Raw genomic sequence first — 19,970 nt, 5'->3', positions numbered from 1 at the left:
CCCGGTCGCCCGGAATCGTCCCGGGCGGCCGGTCGGCGGCCGGTGCGCCGACAGCCGCGCCGAGCTTCTCAACTGTGGAGACACCGCACCATAAACCGACATGAGAGGTGCTCCCATAAGCCGAAGTACGTCACGGCAGCCGAGGTGCGCGTGCATCATCTGATCGGATTCGCCGGGCTGATGTGCTTCCTGCTGCTGGCCTGGCTGCCCAGTACCGACCGCCGCGCCGCCGCCGCTCGGCTGCCGCGGATCGCCGTCCTTTTGATCGTGCAACTCGCGCTCGGTTTCCTGTTGCTGAAGACCGGGATCGGAGGCACGGTGATCCGCGCGGTCAGCGACGCCTTCGCCCACATCCTCGGCTACGCCGCCCAGGGCACCGCGTTCGTATTCGGCGACCTGCCCGCCGTCGGCAGCGGCGGGCCCGCGTTCCTGTTCGCGGTGCTGATGCCGATCGTGCTCGTGTCCGCGCTGATCGGCATCCTGCAACACCTGCGGGTCCTGCCGTTGATCATCAAGTACCTCGGCCTGCTGCTGGCCTGGGTGAGCGGCTTCGGCAGGATCGAATCGTTCAACGCGGTCGCCTCCGCCATCCTCGGCCAATCAGAGGTGTTCATCTCGCTGCGGGCCATGCTCGACGACATTCCGCCGCAGCGGATGTACACCCTGGCGGCCTCGGCGATGTCGACGGTCTCGGCGGGCATCCTCGGCGCCTATATGGTGCTCATCGACCCGAAGTACGTGATCGCGGCCATCGTGCTGAATATGCTGGGCGCCTTCGTGGTGTGCTCGCTGATCAACCCCTACAAGGTCGGCGCCGCCGACGATGCCCGGCTGATCGGCGAGGAGATCGCCGACAGCCGTAAGCGGCAATCGTTCTTCGAGATGCTCACCGAATACATCCTGGTCGGCTTCAAGGTCGCGTTCACCGTCGCGGCCATGCTGATCGGATTCATCGCCTTGCTCGCCATGGTCAACGGAATCTTCGCGGCGCTGTTCCACGGCACCACGTTCCAGGACCTGATGGGCCACGTCTTCGCCCCGCTGGCCTGGTTGACCGGCATCCCGTGGGACGAGGCGGCGGCCGCGGGCCGGTTCATGGGCACCAAGCTGGTGTCCAACGAAGTGGTCGCCATGCAGGAACTGAACCGGCAACACGCCGGACTGTCGGACCACACCGTCGCGATCGTCTCCACCTATCTGGTGTCGTTCGCGAACTTCTCCACCATCGCCATCGTCACCGGCGCGGTCCGCAGCCTCAGCGAGAAACAAGGCACCGTCATCGCCCGCAACGGGCTTCGCCTGCTCTACGGCGCCACCTTGGTCAGCTTCCTGTCCGCCACCATCGTCGGACTGCTGAGTTGACGGTTCAGCCGTTGGCCCCCTCGACCGCCCGCAGTTCGGCCTTCCACTCCCGGAAGCCCTCCTCGGTGCGGCCGCGGCGCCAATATCCGGAGATCGACGCCGCCCACTCGGCGGAAACGCCGCGATCCTTGCGGATGTAGCGGCGCAGGTCTTTCATGACCGCTTCGGCTTCGCCGTGGATGAACACCTGGACCTGCCCCGGCGTCCACGGCGCGGAGCGAACGGTCTCGGCGAGCACCTCGCCAGGGGGCCGCGCGCCGCGGTGCAGCCAGGTCAGCTCGATGCCGTCCGGCTTCTTCACCGGCAGTTCGTCGTCCGGACCGGCGACTTCGACGAACGCCAGCCCCGTCGCCTCGCCGGGCATCGCCTCGAGCGCGGCGGCGATGGCGGGCAGCGCCGCCTCGTCACCGGCCAGCAGATACCAGTCGGCGTCCGGGCGCGGGGCGTAGGCGCCGTTGGGGCCATGGAAATCGATGGTCTCGCCGGGCTGGACCGCGGCAGCCCACGGTCCCGCGATGCCCTCCGCGCCGTGGTAGACGAAGTCGACCGCGATCTCTCCGGCGACGGGGTCGACGGACCGGACGGTGTAGGTGCGCAGCACCTCGTTCCCGTCCTGCGGGAAAATGAATTTCACGTACGAGTCGGTGAACTCGCTGGGACGGAACGCGGCGAAGCCGGGACCGCCGAGGTACACCCGGATCAAGTGCGGGGTGAGCCATTCGGTGCGCTGCACCGTGAGGGTGGTGCGGGGACGTGCCAAGAGAACCTCCGATATAAATAATTAGGATTGCCTTACTTACCCTACCTGTGTTCCGCTCAGGCTGCGGCCAACCGCTGACGGCGCGCCGTCCTGGCGAAAGGATGATGCCCATGACGCAGTCCGTGCCGACCCCGACCCACGCCGTGCAACAGCGCTACCGCGACCCGCAACCGGTCGAACCCGCGCAGTGGAACCAGGTCCTGCAGGTGCTGCACGAGCATCGCTCGGTGCGCCGCTACCTGTCCGACCCGGTGCCGGACGCCACACTGCGGCTGCTGATCTCCGCGGCGCAGTCCGCGCCGACCTCGTCGAATCTGCAGGTCTGGAGCGTCATCGCGGTGCGTGACCCGCAACGCAAGGCGCGCCTGGCCGCGCTCGCGGGCGATCAGGCCCACATCGTGCAAGCGCCGGTGCTGCTGGTCTGGACGGCCGATTTCGCGCGCCTGCGCCAGCTCGCCGAAGACCGGAGCGCGCCGCTGGAGGGTGCGGACTACCTGGAATCGAGCTACGTCGGATTCATCGACGCCGCGCTCGCGGCGCAGAACGCGGTGGTGGCGGCGGAATCGCTCGGGCTCGGCACCGTCTACATCGGCGCGCTGCGCAACAAGCCGGAGGAAGTCGCCGCCGAGCTGGGATTGCCGCCGCAGGTCTTCGCCGTCTTCGGCTTGCTGGTCGGTCACCCGGATCCCGCCGAGGACGCGCGGGTGAAGCCGCGCCTGCCGCAGGACGCCGTCCTGCATCGGGAGACCTACGACTTGGACGCGCAGCGGGTGCACGTGGCCGAGTACGAGACCCGGATCGCGGAATTCTATGCCGAACAACGGCTCTCGCATTCCTGGACCGAACGTGTGCTGGCCCGGCTCGCCTCCGCGGCGGCACTCAACGGCAGGCATCGGTTGCGGGAATCGCTGGCCAACCACGGCTTCCGCTTGCACTGACCCGCCTCAGGCCGCGACCTTCTCGGTGAGCAGTTCGAACGATCGGGCGCGGTCGTCGATGTCGTAGACCAGCGTGTTGATCATCAGCTCGTCGGCCTGGGTGCGGCGCAGCAGATCCTCGAGCTGACCGCGCACCGTCTCCGGGGAGCCGAGCAACTGCCCGGCCCGGCGCTGCCGGATGAACGTGCGCTCCTGTTCCGACGGACGGAACGCGGCCGCTTCCTCCGGCGTGGCCAGTGCCTGCGGTGTGCCGCGCACCAGGTTCAGGAAGGCCAGGTCGCGCGGGCCGGCCAGGATTTCGGCGCGCTCGTCGGTGTCCGCGCAGATCGCCGCGACCGCGACCATCGCATGCGGGCGCTCCAGGCGCTCCGAAGGCCGGAAGTGCTCGCGGTAGAGCGCGAGCGCGGGCTCGGTGTTGTCGGGGGCGATGTGGTGTGCGAAGGCGAACGGGACCCCGAGCAGCGCCGCGACCTGGGCGCTGTAGCCGCTGGAGCCGAGCAGCCAGACCTCCGGTTCCTCACCGCGCCCGGGCGTGGCGGCGATGCCGCCGGGGTCGGACCCGCGGAAGTAGCCCAGCAACGCGGCCAGTTCCTGGGGGAACGACTCCGCCGACAGTCCGTCCGCGGTCCGCCGCAGCGCCCGTGCGGTCGCCTGGTCGGTGCCCGGCGCGCGTCCGATGCCCAGGTCGATCCGTCCGGGATGCAGCGCGTGCAAGGTGCCGAACTGCTCGGCGACGACCAGCGGCGCGTGGTTGGGCAACATCACCCCGCCGGAGCCGACGCGGATGGTCGAGGTGGCCGCGGCCAGGTGGGCCAGCAGCACGCTCGGCGCCGAACTGGCGATGCCGGGCATATTGTGATGCTCGGCGACCCAGAAGCGGTGGTAGCCCAAAGCCTCGGTGCGCCGGGCCAATTCGGTGGTCGCGTCGAGCCCCTCGCCGACGGTGCGGCCGGACTGCACCGGCGCGAGATCCAGTACGGACAGCGGGACGTCGATCATGGGTCTCCTCACAGTGGCGATCTCCACTGCCAACGTCGCGGGTCCCCGGTGTATTTCGCCGGCCGGCTCAGCCGCGCGCGATCGCGCGGAACACCTCGATGGTCTCCTGCTCGTCCTGGGTGGTGCCGTAGTCGCTGAGTTTGACGATGACGGTGCCGCTGGGCGGGTCGACGTAGACGTACTGGCCGTAGACGCCGACGGCGGTGAGATCGGCGCCGTCCCCACCGGTCGGGTGCCACCACTGCGCGCCGTAGGGCCAGTCGCCCACCCGGTGGACCGGGGTGCGGATGCGTTCGATCCAGGCCGGCGGCACGATCTGCGCATCGCCGACGCGCCCGCCGTCCAAGACGATCTGGCCTATCTTGGCGAAGTCGCGGGCCGTCGCGTTCAGGCAGCAGAACGCTTTCTCCTGACCGCCCGCGCGATCGAGATTCCACAGCGCGGCGTCCTCGGCGCCGATCGGAGCCCACAGGTCGCGTTCCAGCAGTTCACTCAGTGGCAGGCCCTCGGCCCGCGCCAGCGCCATGCCCAGCAGCTGGGTGTCCACGCTGCGGTACTCGCCCGCACTGCCCGGCGGAAACCGCAGGCCCTGATGCTCGCGGACGAACCCGGCGAGGTCCTCGGTGAGGTACATCCGGGCGGTGCCGGTCAGCGGCATGTACTTGTTGTAGTTCTCGTCGACGTCGACGCCGGAGGCCATGTCCAGCAAGTCGCGGATGGTCACGGTGTCGTACGGGCCGCCGGTGGTCAGCTCGGGCAGGATTCGCACCAGGCGGTCGTCTTCGTTGAGCCGCCCCGCCGCGATGGCGCGGCCGGTCAGCAGTGACACGACGGACTTCGCTACCGACCACGAGGACTGGCGGGTGGTGGCCGTGACGCCGTCGCGATACCACTCGTGGGTGAGAGCGCCGCCGCGCAGAACGAGGAACGAATTGGTGTGCGTGGCGCCGAGGAAGTCGGCGACCGAGATCTGCGAGCCCTTCCACGGCACCCCGTCGGGCAGCGGCCGCGGTGCGACCGGCAGCGGACGCGGCGTGGGGGAGGCGGCCACCGTGCGGCTCTCGAACAGTTCGCCCTGTGTCGAAGGCGGGTCGGTCAGCAGTCGCAGCAGCGTCGGCGGGGCCGGGATGTGCAGGACCGCGGTCGTCGCGAACGCCGCGCCGGCCAAGACTGCGACGACAGCGAGCAGGACGACGGCGGTGCGGAGCGCGTAGCGGCGCGTTCGCGTGCGCCGGGACGGCGATTCGGTCATGACGGGAACCCATCGTCGGGGAATCCGATGATGGCATGCCGGACGCCCGTCCGGTAACCGCGCACGACCGCCGCGGTCGGCCCGGAGACGACGCGCGCGCGGGCGGGGCGGTAGCGTGACCACGTGCTCCGGACCGGACGTGCGATGATCCGACGTCGCGTGTTCGGCGACCGGATCGTCGCATCGCTGCCCAGCGAAAGGACCGCAGTATGACAGCCTCCGACCGTCACCTCCAGGACGCGGGACCATCGGTTCCGGCGGACACCGGCGACTCGGAGGGTTATGCCCGGGGCCTGAGCCCGCGCACCATCCAGATGATCGCCATCGGCGGCGCGATCGGCACGGGCCTGTTCTACGGCGCGGGCGGCGCGATCGAGCAGGCCGGGCCCGGCCTGATCCTGGCCTACCTGGCGGCGGGCCTGGCCATCTTCGTGATCATGCGGGCGCTCGGCGAACTGCTGACCTACCGGCCGATCTCGGGGAGTTTCGCCGAGTACGCGCACGAGTTCCTCGGCCGCTTCGCCGGCTTCGTCACCGGCTGGTCGTACTGGGCGGTGTGGGTGGCCACCTGCATGGCCGAGATCACCGTGGCGGGCAAGTACGTGGAGTACTGGTTCGACATCGCCCCGTGGGTCACCGCGCTGGTCGTGCTCGCGGTGATGTTCTGCGCGAATCTGATCTCGGTGCGGCTGTTCGGCGAGGGCGAGTTCTGGTTCTCCACCATCAAGGTCACCGCGATCGTCGGCATGATCCTGCTCGGCATCGGCGTGCTGCTGTTCGGCTTCGGGCACGCGACGAACCCCACCGTCACCAATCTGTGGGCCGACGGGGGCGTGTTCCCCAACGGCATCGGTCAGTCGCTGCTCGTTTTGCAGATCGTGCTGTTCGCCTACGTCGGCGTGGAGTTGGTCGGCGTCACCGCCGGGGAGGCGCGCGAGCCGCGCAAGACTCTGCGCAAGGCGATCAACACGCTCCCCTTCCGGATCGGCCTGTTCTATGTCGGTGCGCTCGTTGTGATCATGTCGGTGTCCAGCTGGCGCAATTTCCACGCGGGCAAGAGCCCGTTCGTGGAGGTCTTCGAGCTGATCGGCATCCCGGGCGCGGCGGGCATCGTCAACTTCGTGCTGCTCACCGCGGCGCTGTCATCGTGTAACTCGGGGATCTACTCCACCGGCCGGATGCTGCGCACCTTGTCGCTGCACGGCGAGGCGCCCGCCCGGCTGAACAAACTGAGCGCGAACGCGGTGCCTTATGTGGGGATCTCCGTGTCGGCGGCGGCGATGGTGATCGGCGTGATCGTCAATGTCATCTCCCCGGACAAGGCCTTCGCCTACATCACCTCGGTGTCGACCGTCGGCATCATCTTCGTCTGGGGCGTCATCCTGGTCTGTCACCTGCTCTACCGGGCCAAGGTCGCCCGCGGCGAACTGCCCGCCAGCGACTACCGGCTGCCCGCCGCGCCCTACACCACCGTGCTCGCGCTGGCGTTCCTCGGTTTGGTGGTCGTGCTGCTGTTGTTCACCGACAGCGGGCGCACGGCCCTCGTCGTCGGCGCGGTGTGGGCGGTGCTGGTGTCGGCCGGATACTTCGTGCTGCGCAAACTCGGCAGTTCCAGCACGCCGACCGACGTTACGCACACCAGCTGACGGCCCGTTTCGGCTAGACGGCGAGGAAGAGCGCGGCGGCGCCGATCGCCTCCACCGCGCCGTAGAACCAGGTGGGATAGAACGCGGTTCGCTCATCGAGCACGGCCGAGAGCACCCGGCCAAGGGCCATGCCCGCCAGTGCCGCGCCGATCGCGACCATGATCCCGCCGCGCAGCCCTGCGAGGTCGATGGCGGCCACCGCGAGCACGGCCGCCATCGCCAGTCCGAAGCCGCCGTAGACGGCGCGCACCTCGTAGCGCGCGCTCGGTTCGGTGAGCCGGATGCCGAACGGCTGAATCAGAGCGGCGGGCGCGGCGATCGCGTAGCTACCCATACCCAGGAAGAACACCCCGACTATTACGCATACGGCCTGCGCCACTGCGACCTCCAGAATCTCGTTCGGCTGGAACGCCAGCTTGCGCCGGCCGCGGTGCGAACGCTTCCGAAAACCCGCTGTCTCGCCTCAGGCGTTCGCCGAACGCCGGGGCATCATGGCCGAGGCGACGAGCAGGACGACGGCCATCGCCGCGATCGTGACGAAGACCAGATGCACCGCCGAGGCCAGTGTGGCGGGCTCCGGATGATCGGTGTGGCCGACGCGCGAGTTCACGATGGCGCCGAACACCGCGACGCCCACCGCACTGCCGATCGAGCGTGCGAACATGTTGGCCGAGGTGACCACACCCCGCTCGGTCCATTCGGCGCTGGTCTGCGCGGCGATCAAGGTGGGGGTGGCGACCAGTCCCATCCCGGTGCCGATCACGAAGCAGGACGCCGCGACCTGCCACAGGGTGGAATGCTGCGTGATGAACAACGTGCTGGTGGCGCCGAGGGCGGCCAATCCGCTACCGATCAAGGCAGTGGTGCGAAAGCCGAAGCGCAGGTACACCTTTCCCGCTTGGGACGCGGCCAGCGGCCACCCCAGCGTGAGTGCGCCCACCGTCAGACCCGCGACCAGCGCCCCGGTGCCCAGCACGCCCTGGGTGAAGGTGGGGACATAGGAGGTCGCGCCGAGCACGACGGCGCCGACCAGCACCGACGCCAAGCTGCTCGCGATCACGACGCGCCGGGTGAACACCCACAGCGGCAGGATCGGATTCCGCGCTCCGCGTTCCACCAGCCCGAACAGCACGAGCACGACCGCGCCGCCCGCGAAGATCCCGATGCTCGACGGAGACGACCACGCCCAGGCTTGCCCGCCTTCGAGCAGTCCGAGGATCAACGCGCCCGCGCCGAACGTCAGCAGTGCCGCGCCCAGATAGTCGACGCTCTGCCGCTGCCGGGGCGCGCTCTCGGCGAAATTACGCACCAGCATCCATCCGGCGAGCGCGGAGAGCGGAAGGTTGATCAGGAAGATCCAGCGCCAGCTGACGTACTCGGCGAACAGGCCGCCCAGCAGCGGGCCCGCCACACTCGACATGGCCCACACGCTGGCCAGATAGCCCTGGACCTTGGCACGCTCGGACAGCGTGTACAAGTCGCCCGCGATCGTCATCGTCATCGGCTGGATCGCTCCCGCGCCGATACCCTGGACGGCGCGGAAGACGATCAGTCCGAGCATGCTGGTCGCGACGCCGCACAGCAGCGAACCCAGCGCGAACATCGCGATGCCGAACAGGATCACCGGTTTACGGCCCACGGTGTCGGCGAGTTTGCCGTAGATCGGCACCGTCACCGCCTGCGCCAGCAGATAGATGGAGAACAACCAGGGGAACTGCGCGAAGCCGCCGAGACTGTCGGTGATGGTGAGCACCGCCGTGGCGATGACCGTCGAGTCGAGCGCGACCAGCGCGGTCGCCAGCATCAGCGAGCCGAGAATGGCACCGCGCTCGGATCGGAAACCCACGGACACCGTCGCGGTCTCGGTCGCCACCCGCGGCCCCTCTCGTTCGCCTGTCTAACCACCTCGAACGACCGTATCCGGTTGCCGACTATTCCCGCATGGAATTTTTTTCCGCCCTGTGAACCGGGAAGGGCTGCGCACCGGAGCATCGGTGAGCAGCCCGTGCTCCGATCTCAGTGGGACAGATCCGCCCCGGTGGGTGGCGGTTCGGCTTCGAGTACGGCGAGTTCCTCGTCGGTGAGCAGCCGCGAGCGGATCAGGAAGCGCACGCCTTCGGGCGCTTCGAGAGAGAACCCGCTACCTCGGCCGGGCACCACGTCCACGGTGAGATGGGTGTGCCGCCAGTAGTCGTACTGGTCGGCGCTCATCCAGAACGGGGTGTCCGCCGCCGGATACCCGAGCAGCACGTCCGACCCGCCGACCCGGAACTCGCCGCGCGGGTAGCACATCGGTGCGCTGCCGTCGCAGCAGCCGCCGGACTGATGGAACATCACCGGACCGTGCTGTTCGATCAGTCGGCGCAGCAGCGCTTCCGCGGGTCCGGTGAACTCGACGCGGCGGACCGGCTGCGGCATCAGAAGAATCCGAGCTTGTCCGGCGAGTAGCTGACCAGCAGGTTCTTGGTCTGCTGGTAGTGGTCGAGCATCATGCGGTGGTTCTCGCGTCCGATGCCGGACTTCTTGTACCCGCCGAAGGCCGCGTGCGCGGGGTAGGCGTGGTAGCAGTTGGTCCACACCCGGCCCGCCTTGATCTGGCGGCCCAAGCGGTAGGCGGCGTTGATGTCGCGGGTCCACACACCCGCGCCGAGTCCGTAGAGGGTGTCGTTGGCGATCTTCAGCGCCTCGTCCACGGAGTCGAACGTGGTCACCGACACGACCGGTCCGAAGATCTCTTCTTGGAAGATCCGCATGTCGTTGCGGCCGGAGAAGATCGTGGGCTCGACGTAGAAGCCGCCGGGGAACTCGTCGACCTTGCGCGGGCCGCCGCCGGTGAGCACCTCGGCGCCTTCCTGGCGGCCGATGTCGATGTAGGACAGGATCTTCTCGAACTGGTCGTTGCTGGCCTGCGCGCCGATCATGGTGGCCTCGTCGAGCGGATTGCCGCTGCGGATGGCTTTGGTCCGCTCGATGCACCGGGCGATGAACTCGTCGTAGATCGAGGAGTGGATCAGCGCGCGGGACGGACAAGTGCACACCTCACCCTGATTGAGCGCGAACATCACGAAGCCCTCCACGGCCTTGTCCAGGAAGGCGTCGTCGGCGGCCATGATGTCGGGCAGGAAGATGTTGGGACTCTTGCCGCCCAGTTCGAGCGTGACCGGGATGATGTTCTCGCTGGCGTACTGCATGATCAGCCTGCCGGTGGTGGTCTCGCCGGTGAAGGCGACCTTGGCCACGCGCGGGCTGGCCGCCAGCGGCTTGCCCGCTTCGACGCCGAAGCCGTTGACCACGTTGAGGACTCCCGGCGGCAGCAGATCGGCGATCAGTTCGACGACCTTCAGGATCGAGGCCGGGGTCTGCTCGGCAGGCTTGAGCACCACCGCGTTGCCCGCGGCGAGGGCGGGCGCGAGCTTCCAGGTGGCCATGAGGATCGGGAAGTTCCAGGGGATGATCTGGCCGACGACGCCGAGCGGCTCGTGGAAGTGGTAGGCGATGGTGTCGGCGTCGATTTCGCTGATCCCGCCTTCCTGGGCGCGGACCGCCCCGGCGAAGTAGCGGAAGTGGTCGACCGCCAGCGGCAGGTCGGCGGCCAGCGTCTCCCGTACCGGTTTGCCGTTCTCCCACGTTTCGGCCACCGCCAGCGCCTCGAGGTTGTCCTCGATCCGGTCGGCGATCTTGTTGAGGATGTTGGCCCGTTCGGTCGTCGACGTCGCGCCCCACGCGTCGGCCGCCTGATGCGCGGCGTCCAGGGCCAGGTCGATGTCGGCGGCCGAGGACCGCGCGACCTCGCAGAACGTCTGGCCGTCCACCGGCGACGGGTTCTCGAAGTAGCGGCCTTCGACCGGCGCGGTCCACTCACCGCCGATGAAGTTGTCGTAGCGCGTGGCGAATTCGACGACGCTGCCCTCGGTTCCCGGCTTCGCGTAGCTCATGGCGGGTGACTCCTCGCTGGTTGCGGACGTGATGCACACGGCGGGTCGGCCGTGATGCGGGTCACTATGCCCCGCGAGGGTTGACGAAACGTTGAGGCGCGCGAGCTCAGTCGCGCAGCGCGCCGTGCAAACGGGCGACCGCGAGCGCCCGGCGCCCGTCGCCCCGGGGAAGCAAGCGCAACGCGTGTTCGTGGATCTCGATGTCGTGCGGTGCGCGCTCCCCGTAGCGCAGCGCGTGCTCGACGTTTCCGCTGGACAGCACCGCGGTGCGCACACCGACTTCCAGGTACTCGCGCCACTGCACGATGCCCGGCGTGTCCGAATCCGGCAGCAAGGGGCCGCGATACAACTCGACCGCCGTCGCGGTGTCGCCCGCTTCGAGCGCCGCGAGCACGTCCACGGCGTCACAGGACAGGGGGCTCACCAGACGATAGACCCGGCTGGTGATGTCTCCGCCGGTGGCGCGACGCAGATAGGACATCTCCGATTTGAGCGTGCTCGTGCCGACCGGCCGGTCGCCGTACACCGCGAAGTGCAGGCGTTCGTGGGTGAAGCCCTCGGGCTCGAGTGCCAACAGCGTCAGTAGCTCCAGGTGCCTCGGGCGTAGCCGGACGGGTGCGCCGTCCCGGATCAAGCGGGCCGCGCCGAGGCAGGTCAGCCGGACCCCGGACGCGGCCATCCGGTGGTGCAGCTTGGTCTCGATGGCGGTGACCAGGGTGCGGGCGGTGGACATGGCCAGCGGGTGGGCGCGGTCCCAGGTGGTGGACAGGTCGAGTACGCCGAGCTGGCGACCGTCCGCGCCACGGATGGGTGCGCAGTAGCAGACCCAGCCGTGCAGTGCGGCGACCAGGTGCTCGGCGGAGAACACCGTGTGCGGCTGTTCGGTGCGCAGCGCCAGCGAGAGCGCGTTCGTGCCCATGTGCGCCTCGTCCCAGCGACCGCCCGGCGCGAAGTTCACCTGTTCGGCGCGGCGGCGCATCACCGGACCACCGTGCGACCAGAGGATGGTTCCGGTCTCGTCGGTGATCGCCGCGACGTAGCCCGCGCCCTCGGTGATGTCGCGCAACTGATCGGTCAACTCGGATACCGGTGTGCGCAAAGAAGACGCGGCCCAGCGCGCGGTCACGTCGGCGTCGGCGACTGGCGCGTGCTCGCAGGACGGATCGACGGTGCGCAGCGACCGCAGCCATGATTGCGCCACCTCGCTGCGCAGCGCGGAATCACCCTGCGGTGTCCCGGCCGGTATCCATCGGGACCACTCTTGTTCCAGTGCAGCGCGCCGCTGCGAGAGGGAACTGCGCTGTGCCATCTCGCGGATCCTGTGTCTCGCTCCGATCGTCTCCGTGCCATCCCATCATGCCCCAGCGCGCGGCCGGGCATTTGGTTTTGGCTCGCGGTCCACGGGGCTGGACGGCAACCATCGACGGTCGGATCGCCGCGTCCCCCTCGGCGAGTGGCGCGCGAGCGCACGCGCCAGGGAATCCCGGCGGTTCGACCGGCGATCGGTGTGCGGTCGCCCTGCGGCGGCCGCACACCGAACCGGCCGACTACGGCGTGGAGAAACCGATCAGCGCACCGATGCCCGCGCCGATCGGGATGGTGACCAGCGCGCCGACCCCGCCGAGGAAGAAGCCGAGCACGGCGCCGATCCCCGCGCCGATGAGGGCGCCGATCCCGGCGTTGTACTGCTTGCGGGCGAGCGTCTCGTCCTCACCGACGAACTGGTTGAGGCGCTCGGTGGTGGCGGGCGAACCCACCGGTGTCACCGTGAGGGTGCGGCCCGCGTCGGTGATCGCGGGGGCCAGCCCGTGGGTCGCGCCGGAGGCCTGGAACGCCAGCGGCAGCGTCGCGACGACCTGTCCCGTTTCGCTCCGCAGCTCGACCGCCGCGGCGTCGGCCGTCAACGCGAAGGTGCCCGCGTCGAGGGTGGTGACCACCCCTGTCCCGTCGGCGGCTGGAGCCGAGGTGAAACCGAGGCCCTGCTCGACACCGTGCACACTGACCTGCGCGGGCGTCGCGGGCTGGGCGTGCGCGACGCCCGTCGCAATTCCGGTGGCCCCGACCGCGAGTAGGGCGGTTGCGGCGAATCTATTGACTCTCATCGTATTTCCCCACTTAGTCGTGTCGGCCACGAGTGCCGACGAATCCCCAAGATGCCGGTTCTCGGCCCCACCATTCTGGCCGCAGTGGATTCCCGAAGCAATCGTTCTGCGAATTCCGTGGAAAAATCCGTGCCGCGCTCGCGACGAATGCGCGCATGAATTATGCGGGGACACTGGTGGTTTCGTCGATACGATGCTGCCGATTGCCGAATATGTGCTATTGGCCTGCGGCGCAGCAAAATTGGTCAAGCGCGTGGGGCGATTTCAGCAAAAAGTCCTGGTTCCGAGAGTGATTCAGTCAATAGCGACAGCTGGGCGCTGCGGGGATGCTGCGTCAATGCCCCCACTGCACTCAGGTGAGCGGTGGCCGCGGCGCCGGTAGTGCGCCGGGTCCGGTGTCGTAGCCGGTGACCGGGTCCAGATGTGGTCGGCGAGATAGCGCCCGCGCTGCGGCCGCCAGCCGTCTCGCCCACGGCGGCAGATGATTCCGGTTCCGCGCTCGTGATGCCGCGCGGAGCCGGGATCACCTGGCCGACTGTGCGGATCGTTGGTCTCAGAACGCGCTACCGGAGCCGGGCAGCAGCCAGGCGATGCCGGGCCAGACGCCGAACGGGCTGCCCCAGTAGCCGAACGGGCTACCCCAGTAGCCGCCGTAGCCGCCCCATCCGCCGTAGCCACCCCAGCCGCCGTAGCCGCCGTGGCCCCACCCGCCGTGGCGGTGCCAGCCGCCGTGGATCTCGTCGGCCTGGGCCGTCTGTGTAACGGTCGGCTGCGCCACAGCGGGTGCGGCGACCGCGGGCACGGCGGCCGCGGCAACGGGGGTCAGTGCGAGCGCGGCGACCATCGCCACGCGGACAACCGCTCGCCGGGCGCGTCCGGTCTCGACGTCGTGAATCATCGGTACTTCCTCACTTCGGTACGTCATCGTCCGGTCGGTGACCGATTCGGAAGGTCATCGACCCAATCTCACCACCACGCATCGTACCGTTGAATAACGGTACGTTCAATGTGGTTCGGTCGTGCGAAAATTCGCGGCACGTATGTCGGCGCTCGTGCCGGGCGGTCACGCTGGGTACCGTCGGGTCAGCGGACACTCGAGAGGAGTCGACTGATGGCGACCAGTGCCGACGTGCTGACCGACGCTTACGAGCGGATCAGGGAGGTGGTGCACGAAGCGGTCGACGGACTGGGGGAGGACATCCTCGCTCACCGGATCGATGCCGGCGCCAACTCGATCGCGTGGTTGATCTGGCATCTGACTCGTGTGCAGGACGACCACATCGCGGATGTGGCCGGTATCGAGCAGGTCTGGACCGCCCATGGCTGGTACGACCGCTTCGGGCTACCCATCGACAAAGGCGCGACCGGCTACGGCGACCAGCCCGCCGACGTGGCGGCGGTCCGAGCGCCCGCCGAGTTGCTCACGGGGTATTACGACGCGGTGCACGAACAGACGCTGCGCTTCGTCCGGGGACTGGTGGACGGCGATCTGGACCGCGTCGTGGACACCCGATGGGATCCGCCGGTGACCCTGGGTGTGCGGCTGGTCAGCGTGATCTCGGACGATCTGCAGCATGCGGGTCAAGCGGCATTTCTGCGCGGCGTGCTGGAACGAACGAGATAACCGGCACCGGGAAGTCGCCGGCCCTGCGCGGCCCGCGCTGTGACGTAAGTTGATGCCGCGCAAGCCGAATGTTCACAGAGAGTGCCGCCGTGGTCGTGAAGAGTGTTCTGGTCGGTGTCGCCGTGCTCGTTCTCGTGGGAGTCGTCGTGCTCACGGTGGTCGGCGCGCACTGGTATATATGGCGGCGACTCGTGCGGGACACGACCACAGCGGGTTCCCGCACGCGTCGCGTCGGCACCGCCGTTGTTTTGGCAGGACCCTTGCTGCTGTTGGGCACGACGGTGGCGGAGTTGGCGTCCGCTCCGTTCGCGTTGATCCGGATCATCGCCTGGCCCGGCTACCTGTGGGGCGCGTTGTTCATATACCTGCTGCTCGCGCTGGTGGCCGGCGAGCCGATTCGAGCTTTGGCGCTGCGCTGGTCTGATCGAGGCCGGGTGCCACGCGAACCGAAGACACATGCGGAAACCGGGTTCGCGTCGGAGTCCGTGGCGGGAGCCGGGTTGGGACCGGGTTCCTCGGCGGGAGCCGTGCAGGAGTCGTTGGCGGGGGCCAGGTCTGAGCTGGAGTTCCCAGCGGGAGTCGGGCTGGGGCCCGAGTCGTCGGCGAGGCCGGAGTCGCTGGCGAGGGCCGGGTCGGAGCTGGAGTTCTCAGCGGGAGCGAGGCTCGGGCCCGAGTCGTCGGCGGGGGCAGGGTCTGGGGCGGAGGCCCCAGCGGGCCCGGAGTCGTTGGCGGGGACCAAGTCTGGGCTGAAGCCGTCAGTGGGAGCTGGGTCAGCGCCGGATTCGTCGGTTGGAGCTGGGGCTGGGCCGGAGTCGCTGGCGAGGGCCGGGTCTGAGCTGGAGTCTTCAGCGGAAAGCGGTTCCACCTCGGCGAGAACCGTCTCCGCTCCGGAGTCCCCGCGGGGCACGACCGCTCCGGCCGAGTCCCCGCTGACCCGGGTGCCGCGCCGTGTCTTCGTCGCGCGGGTGATGGGTGGCGCCGCCGTCGCGGCGGCCGCGACCACGGTCGGCATCGGCGCCCATGACGTGCTGGCCGGACCCAGTGTGAAGCGGGTCGCCGTGCCGCTGGCGAAGTTGCCGCGCCGAGCGGACGGGTTCCGCATCGCGGTGGTGAGCGACGTGCATCTCGGCCCGACCCTGGGACGCGGCTTCGCCGAACGCGTGGTGCGCACCGTCAACGACACCCGGCCCGACCTCATCGCGGTCGTCGGCGACCTGGTGGACGGCAGCGTCGAACACCTCCGCTCGGCCGTCGAGCCGCTGGCCGGACTGCGTGCCCGCCACGGTGCCTTCTTCGTGACCGGGAACCACGAGTACTTCTCCGGCGCCGAGCAGTGGGTGGAGCATGTTCAGGAACTCGGCATGCACCTGCTCGCGAACGCCCGTACCGAACTGCCCGGCTTCGACCTGGCGGGCGTGAACGACGTGCAGGGCGAGCGAACCGGACAGGGCCCGGACTTCGGCAAGGCGCTCGGCGACCGCGACCGCACGCGCACCGCCGTGCTGCTGGCGCACCAGCCCGTGCTGATCGAGGACGCGGTGGCGCACGGCGTCGACCTGCAGCTGTCCGGCCACACCCACGGCGGCCAGCTCTGGCCGGGCAATTACCTTGCGGGCCTGGCGAATCCGACCGTCGCCGGGCTGGAACGGTACGGCGACACCCAGCTGTACGTCACGAGAGGGGCCGGGGCGTGGGGCCCGCCGGTGCGGGTCGGCGCACCGTCGGACATCACCGTCGTGGAACTCGTATCGCTCCAGGCTTGAACGCCGAACTCGCGGGTCAGCCGAACAGGCCGCCCAGCACACCGCCGCTCTGGCCGGCCTCCTGCCCGCCGCCGGTGCCTCCGACGAAACCGCCCGGCGGCAGCTCCGACGGCTGCACGATGACGAAGCCGCGTCCGGAGAACGACAGCGTCATCCCCTCGCCGGTGCTGCGGCCCATCAGCCTGCCCAGCCCGAACGAATCATTGCGTTTGATGCCGGTCTGCAGGCTCGACGACCACGCCACCGCCGCCTGCGGATCGGCGTAGGTCGGCTGGTCGACGTTGAGCACCACGGGCGTACCGTGCGTGGTGATGGCGATGCGGCCGCGGCCGGTGAAGACGCAGTTGAACAACCCGGCGTTGCTCGCGAATCCGGCGGCGCCCTGCACCATCCGGATGTCGTAGCGCAGGCCGGAATCGAAGGCGAGCACATTGGCGCCGTTGATGGTGAGGCCGTCGGTGCCGTCCAAATCAATGGTGTGCACGTCGGCGGCGCCGTTGGCGACGAACAGGTCGCCGCGCCCGGACACCTTCATCAGCGGAACGCCCTCACCGGTCAACCGCTGCTGGATCGCCCGGCCGATCCCGCCCGCGCCGAGCGCCTGGAACTGCAGATCGCCCTGGTAGGCGACCATCGATCCGGCCCGAGCCATGACCTCGCCGTTGACGGCCACCTTGATCATCTTGCCGCCCTGCTTCTGGATGCCCGCGCCGGTGACTTCGGCGTGGCTGGGGGCGAACAGTTCGCTCTGCATCGGCAGCGCTCCTTGCTGAGGTGAGGGCATCGGTGGTGGCGGCACCGCGGCGGCCGGCGCGGAATAGGCCGGTTGCGGTGGATAGGCGGGCGGGGGCGCGGGCTGGTACGCGGGAGGTGGCGCAGGTTGTTGTGCCGGGGGCGGCGCAGGTCGGTATGCCGGTGCGGGAGCGGGTGACGAGGTCGGCTGGGCCGGTTCATCATCGATGTTCACACCGAAAGCCGTTGCGATACCAGCCAAACCGTTGTCGTACCCCTGGCCGACCGCACGCACTTTCCATCCGCCGCCGCGGCGGTAGATCTCCACGCACACCACGGCGGTCTCGGTGCTCAAACCCGTCATGGGAAAGGCGAGTGTGCTCGACGAAGACGCGATTGTCGCGCGCAGTGAGCCCGCGGCGGCGAAAGTCGGTGGCCCGCTGCCGTCGAGGCTCGCGGTGACCACGACGCGGTCCACGTCGCTGGGCAGCGCGCCGGTCTGGATGTCCACCACGTCGCCCGCGCCCTGGCCGTGCCGGTAGGTGACGCCCGGGGCGACCGGTTGATTGAAGAACACGAAATCGGCGTCGGAGCGCACGCGCCCCGCCGAGTTCAGCAAAAGCGCCGATACGTCGACGGGAGCCGAGCAGGTGACGGTCACCGCCAGCCGGTCGCCGGGCGCGGGGCGGTTCTCACCGCGGGCGAGATCGGTCACGGCAGGCCGTCCGATCCGCGGCGGTGCCGGGTTGACATGCGATTCACGGGCTCCAGTGTGTCGTGCGCCCGCAACCCGCGCCACACGCGTACCCGGAATGGGCAGCCACCAGGCGTTTTCTTGCCACGCAGCCCCATTCGCTCGGGCCGGGCTTGCTGGTCGGGTGCGGTACCGGCAACTGCTGCCGACCGGACCGAACAGGGACAACAGCGTCGCATGGCGCCCGCGTCGACGTGAGCCGGCGCGAGGTCGCCACGACGCGGGCGGATCGCCATCTGTGCGCGAGCGGCAGGGAACGTATCCGCGCCTTCATCGCGTGATGGGGGAGCGCGCGGTAGTGATCGAGCGGAGGTGCCGAATCCGCCTGGCTGCTACAGCGAATCCCCGTGACCCGGAAGAGCCCGGCCGGGTCTGCCGGGCTCGAGGCTGGTCAGAGGACTTCGGCGTACATGGTGCCGTCGAGGATGCCGAACTCGACCTGTCCGGGGAACAGGGGCAGCGCGCCGGTGGCGTGCTTGGTGTGGTTGAGGGCGATAGTTTCGGTGGCCCACCGGTGCAACGGCTCGGGTAGCCGCAGAACCCGGTGGTCGGTGCAGCGAACATAGGGATAGGTGATCTCGCCCGGCCGGGCGAGCGGGTTGTGGATGTCGAGCGCGGCGATGTCCAGGACCAGGCCGGTCTGCTTGGCGGAGGCGACGGTCGGTGGCTGCAGTTCGATGTCGTCCATGACCGAAGACGGTAGCTCGAAGGATGCCCAATGCGGGTGATTCCCACTGAATGTCCTTCGGATTTCATAGAAAATGGGGGACGGCGAGGTTCATCTATTCGGGTGAACCCCACCGCTACCACCAGCGATCGCGGCACGCTTGGGCGTGCGGTGCCGCGCCGGATGTCCCGGAGCCACCGGGACGGTGACGAGCCTAAGCGACGCTGAAGATTCGCGGAGGCGTTTCCGCGGATTCGGCAGGAGTTGCCGACCGGCCCGCATCCGGGGGCGACCGGTCGGTAACCGCCGTCGGAATGTCCGGTTTCCGGCAGCCAGGCTTACTATGCCAGCGGCGTGAAACAAGCTGTGCGCGTTGCTTATCCGGCACGGCTGCGTGCTGTTCGGTCTACTTCAGGAGGGTGGAAGACGTGCTCTATGTAGTCATCGCGGCCATTGTCGTGACCTTGTTGGCCGTGTCGGCCGTGGCGATGGTGTGGGATCCGCGCCGCCGTGCGGAGTCGGACGAATACGACTACGAGTACGACATGAACGAGGAGGACGCCCTGGCGGACGAGTACGCCCGCCCGCGCAATGTCGAATGGCCGCGCAAGGAGAGCGTCTGATCGGCGGCAGCGGCCGCCCCGCAGGCGGTGGCAACCCTGGCGCCCAGCCGAGTGTGGCTGGGCGCCATTCTTTTTCGGGGAACTCCGCGCGAAGGTTGGGATCCGGTCACGCCACGGTGAAGTCGCGCCACGACGCGTGCAGTCCCTGCCCGCGCAGCGACGTGCTGCGCCCGTCTTCGATCGGATGCAGGGTGATGATGCCGAAACCGATCTGCACCGTCTCCGGCAACTGCGGCGCGCGCGTGGTGTACACCGGGATGTCGTCGACGTACCAGCCTGCGGTGCCCGTGGCACGGTCGATGGTGACGCTGTAGCGGTGGAACTCGCCGGGTTTGATGTCGACCCCTGCCAAGGGAGCGTGCACGACGTGGGTGAACGCCTCCTCCGCGGGGACGACGCCCGGCACGAACAGCCGCTCGTGAATGGCGTACGCGTGCCTGCTCGTCGCGATGAGGTCGAAGACCTGGGCGCTGCTCATGTCGAGGACGTTGAACGCGGCGAAGCCGTCCCGGTAGTCCTCGCCGGTGACGCCGATGTTCTCCGCCGCCAGCTCGACCGCGAAGGTCCGTGGTCCGCCGGTGAGATCGAACGTTTCGGTCGACACCAGCAGATGCTTCGGGTTATCCAGAATCTGGACCTCGGCGTGGGATCGGGTGAAGGCGTCGATCCGGACCGATACCGCGCCCTCGCCGACCTCGCTGCGGGCGGCCGGGTCGGCGTAGCGCCACGTCTGGTCCGGTCCGAGGGGGACTTCGAGGAAGCGCCACCGGTCTTCGCGTAGATCCGGTCCGCTCAGGTCGTCGTATATCATCG

At 68.9% G+C, this 19,970-nt stretch carries 19 protein-coding genes; 6 read left to right on the top strand and 13 right to left on the bottom strand.

Going from position 1 to position 19,970, the window contains the following annotated elements; genetic code table 11:
* Positions 1 to 150: 150 nt before the first annotated feature.
* Positions 151 to 1,362, top strand: coding sequence for a nucleoside transporter C-terminal domain-containing protein (locus AB0L97_RS24530; protein WP_364433478.1), 1,212 nt, complete (start codon positions 151 to 153; stop codon positions 1,360 to 1,362).
* A 4-nt stretch (positions 1,363 to 1,366) separates the two neighbouring features.
* Here AB0L97_RS24530 and AB0L97_RS24525 read toward each other — a convergent pair whose 3' ends face one another.
* Entirely contained in the window at positions 1,367 to 2,122 is a 756-nt protein-coding gene (locus AB0L97_RS24525; RefSeq protein ID WP_355076359.1) for a siderophore-interacting protein, read from the bottom strand.
* A gap of 110 nt (positions 2,123 to 2,232) precedes the next feature.
* On the opposite strand from AB0L97_RS24525, the gene AB0L97_RS24520 reads away from it, so the two are divergent.
* On the top strand, positions 2,233 to 3,060 hold the full coding sequence (locus AB0L97_RS24520; RefSeq protein WP_356965330.1) for an NADPH-dependent oxidoreductase: 828 nt from the start codon (positions 2,233 to 2,235) through the stop codon (positions 3,058 to 3,060).
* 6 nt (positions 3,061 to 3,066) lie between these two features.
* On the opposite strand, the gene AB0L97_RS24515 is transcribed toward AB0L97_RS24520, so the two are convergent.
* Both AB0L97_RS24515 and AB0L97_RS24510 read right to left on the bottom strand, forming a co-directional pair.
* Entirely contained in the window at positions 3,067 to 4,059 is a 993-nt protein-coding gene (locus tag AB0L97_RS24515) for an LLM class flavin-dependent oxidoreductase (RefSeq protein WP_356965329.1), read from the bottom strand.
* A 67-nt stretch (positions 4,060 to 4,126) separates the two neighbouring features.
* Positions 4,127 to 5,311, bottom strand: coding sequence for a serine hydrolase (locus AB0L97_RS24510; protein ID WP_364433472.1), 1,185 nt, complete (start codon positions 5,309 to 5,311; stop codon positions 4,127 to 4,129).
* Between the two features lie 209 nt (positions 5,312 to 5,520).
* Between AB0L97_RS24510 and AB0L97_RS24505 the strand changes: the two genes are divergently transcribed.
* Positions 5,521 to 6,957 carry an amino acid permease gene (locus tag AB0L97_RS24505; RefSeq protein WP_364433469.1) on the top strand — a complete coding sequence of 479 codons (1,437 nt, stop codon included), beginning with the start codon at positions 5,521 to 5,523 and terminating at the stop codon, positions 6,955 to 6,957.
* A 13-nt stretch (positions 6,958 to 6,970) separates the two neighbouring features.
* Here AB0L97_RS24505 and AB0L97_RS24500 read toward each other — a convergent pair whose 3' ends face one another.
* The 7 genes from AB0L97_RS24500 to AB0L97_RS24470 all read right to left on the bottom strand — a co-directional run bounded on the left by AB0L97_RS24500 (position 6,971) and on the right by AB0L97_RS24470 (position 13,892).
* On the bottom strand, positions 6,971 to 7,336 hold the full coding sequence (locus AB0L97_RS24500) for a DUF4345 family protein (protein WP_364433466.1): 366 nt from the start codon (positions 7,334 to 7,336) through the stop codon (positions 6,971 to 6,973).
* 84 nt (positions 7,337 to 7,420) lie between these two features.
* The gene (locus AB0L97_RS24495; RefSeq protein WP_355076351.1) at positions 7,421 to 8,830 is read right to left on the bottom strand and encodes an MDR family MFS transporter; all 1,410 of its coding nucleotides are present in this window, start codon (positions 8,828 to 8,830) and stop codon (positions 7,421 to 7,423) included.
* Positions 8,831 to 8,973: 143 nt separating this feature from the next.
* Positions 8,974 to 9,375, bottom strand: a complete 402-nt coding sequence (locus AB0L97_RS24490) for a DUF779 domain-containing protein (protein WP_356965322.1) — start codon at positions 9,373 to 9,375, stop codon at positions 8,974 to 8,976.
* The gene (locus AB0L97_RS24485) at positions 9,375 to 10,892 is read right to left on the bottom strand and encodes an aldehyde dehydrogenase family protein (RefSeq protein WP_355076347.1); all 1,518 of its coding nucleotides are present in this window, start codon (positions 10,890 to 10,892) and stop codon (positions 9,375 to 9,377) included. The genes AB0L97_RS24490 and AB0L97_RS24485 overlap by 1 nt, the downstream gene beginning before the upstream one ends.
* A gap of 106 nt (positions 10,893 to 10,998) precedes the next feature.
* Entirely contained in the window at positions 10,999 to 12,201 is a 1,203-nt protein-coding gene (locus AB0L97_RS24480) for a transcriptional regulator (RefSeq protein ID WP_364433460.1), read from the bottom strand.
* A 238-nt stretch (positions 12,202 to 12,439) separates the two neighbouring features.
* Positions 12,440 to 12,994, bottom strand: coding sequence for a hypothetical protein (locus AB0L97_RS24475; RefSeq protein ID WP_364433457.1), 555 nt, complete (start codon positions 12,992 to 12,994; stop codon positions 12,440 to 12,442).
* A 553-nt stretch (positions 12,995 to 13,547) separates the two neighbouring features.
* Positions 13,548 to 13,892, bottom strand: a complete 345-nt coding sequence (locus tag AB0L97_RS24470; RefSeq protein ID WP_364433454.1) for a hypothetical protein — start codon at positions 13,890 to 13,892, stop codon at positions 13,548 to 13,550.
* Positions 13,893 to 14,105: 213 nt separating this feature from the next.
* On the opposite strand from AB0L97_RS24470, the gene AB0L97_RS24465 reads away from it, so the two are divergent.
* Complete coding sequence (locus AB0L97_RS24465) at positions 14,106 to 14,618, top strand: DUF664 domain-containing protein (RefSeq protein WP_355076339.1); 513 nt, start codon at positions 14,106 to 14,108, stop codon at positions 14,616 to 14,618.
* A gap of 938 nt (positions 14,619 to 15,556) precedes the next feature.
* Positions 15,557 to 16,381: a metallophosphoesterase gene (locus tag AB0L97_RS24460; RefSeq protein WP_364433450.1), complete on the top strand. Its 825-nt coding sequence runs from the start codon at positions 15,557 to 15,559 to the stop codon at positions 16,379 to 16,381.
* A 16-nt stretch (positions 16,382 to 16,397) separates the two neighbouring features.
* On the opposite strand, the gene AB0L97_RS24455 is transcribed toward AB0L97_RS24460, so the two are convergent.
* Positions 16,398 to 17,828, bottom strand: coding sequence for an AIM24 family protein (locus tag AB0L97_RS24455; RefSeq protein ID WP_355076335.1), 1,431 nt, complete (start codon positions 17,826 to 17,828; stop codon positions 16,398 to 16,400).
* A 430-nt stretch (positions 17,829 to 18,258) separates the two neighbouring features.
* The gene (locus AB0L97_RS24450) at positions 18,259 to 18,555 is read right to left on the bottom strand and encodes a hypothetical protein (protein ID WP_355076333.1); all 297 of its coding nucleotides are present in this window, start codon (positions 18,553 to 18,555) and stop codon (positions 18,259 to 18,261) included.
* Between the two features lie 407 nt (positions 18,556 to 18,962).
* On the opposite strand from AB0L97_RS24450, the gene AB0L97_RS24445 reads away from it, so the two are divergent.
* Positions 18,963 to 19,157: a hypothetical protein gene (locus AB0L97_RS24445; protein WP_356965312.1), complete on the top strand. Its 195-nt coding sequence runs from the start codon at positions 18,963 to 18,965 to the stop codon at positions 19,155 to 19,157.
* 106 nt (positions 19,158 to 19,263) lie between these two features.
* Here AB0L97_RS24445 and AB0L97_RS24440 read toward each other — a convergent pair whose 3' ends face one another.
* Positions 19,264 to 19,968 carry a DUF6081 family protein gene (locus tag AB0L97_RS24440; protein WP_364433444.1) on the bottom strand — a complete coding sequence of 235 codons (705 nt, stop codon included), beginning with the start codon at positions 19,966 to 19,968 and terminating at the stop codon, positions 19,264 to 19,266.
* Positions 19,969 to 19,970 lie beyond the last annotated feature (2 nt).

Source organism: Nocardia sp. NPDC051911, assembly GCF_040681035.1.
Classification (GTDB): Bacteria; Actinomycetota; Actinomycetes; order Mycobacteriales; family Mycobacteriaceae; genus Nocardia; species Nocardia sichangensis.
The sequence above is the reverse complement of the archived record's forward strand: the minus strand, read 5'-3'. Positions and strand labels throughout refer to the sequence as shown.

What these genes read in the sequence shown, in the direction of transcription:
- AB0L97_RS24440 (WP_364433444.1), bottom strand. Translation starts at nt 19,968, where the DNA reads ATGATATACGACGACCTGAGCGGACCGGATCTACGCGAAGACCGGTGG.
- AB0L97_RS24490 (WP_356965322.1), bottom strand. Translation starts at nt 9,375, where the DNA reads ATGCCGCAGCCGGTCCGCCGCGTCGAGTTCACCGGACCCGCGGAAGCG.
- AB0L97_RS24480 (WP_364433460.1), bottom strand. Translation starts at nt 12,201, where the DNA reads ATGGCACAGCGCAGTTCCCTCTCGCAGCGGCGCGCTGCACTGGAACAA.
- AB0L97_RS24505 (WP_364433469.1), top strand. Translation starts at nt 5,521, where the DNA reads ATGACAGCCTCCGACCGTCACCTCCAGGACGCGGGACCATCGGTTCCG.
- AB0L97_RS24450 (WP_355076333.1), bottom strand. Translation starts at nt 18,555, where the DNA reads ATGGACGACATCGAACTGCAGCCACCGACCGTCGCCTCCGCCAAGCAG.
- AB0L97_RS24515 (WP_356965329.1), bottom strand. Translation starts at nt 4,059, where the DNA reads ATGATCGACGTCCCGCTGTCCGTACTGGATCTCGCGCCGGTGCAGTCC.
- AB0L97_RS24485 (WP_355076347.1), bottom strand. Translation starts at nt 10,892, where the DNA reads ATGAGCTACGCGAAGCCGGGAACCGAGGGCAGCGTCGTCGAATTCGCC.
- AB0L97_RS24520 (WP_356965330.1), top strand. Translation starts at nt 2,233, where the DNA reads ATGACGCAGTCCGTGCCGACCCCGACCCACGCCGTGCAACAGCGCTAC.
- AB0L97_RS24475 (WP_364433457.1), bottom strand. Translation starts at nt 12,994, where the DNA reads ATGAGAGTCAATAGATTCGCCGCAACCGCCCTACTCGCGGTCGGGGCC.
- AB0L97_RS24470 (WP_364433454.1), bottom strand. Translation starts at nt 13,892, where the DNA reads ATGATTCACGACGTCGAGACCGGACGCGCCCGGCGAGCGGTTGTCCGC.
- AB0L97_RS24510 (WP_364433472.1), bottom strand. Translation starts at nt 5,311, where the DNA reads ATGACCGAATCGCCGTCCCGGCGCACGCGAACGCGCCGCTACGCGCTC.
- AB0L97_RS24465 (WP_355076339.1), top strand. Translation starts at nt 14,106, where the DNA reads ATGGCGACCAGTGCCGACGTGCTGACCGACGCTTACGAGCGGATCAGG.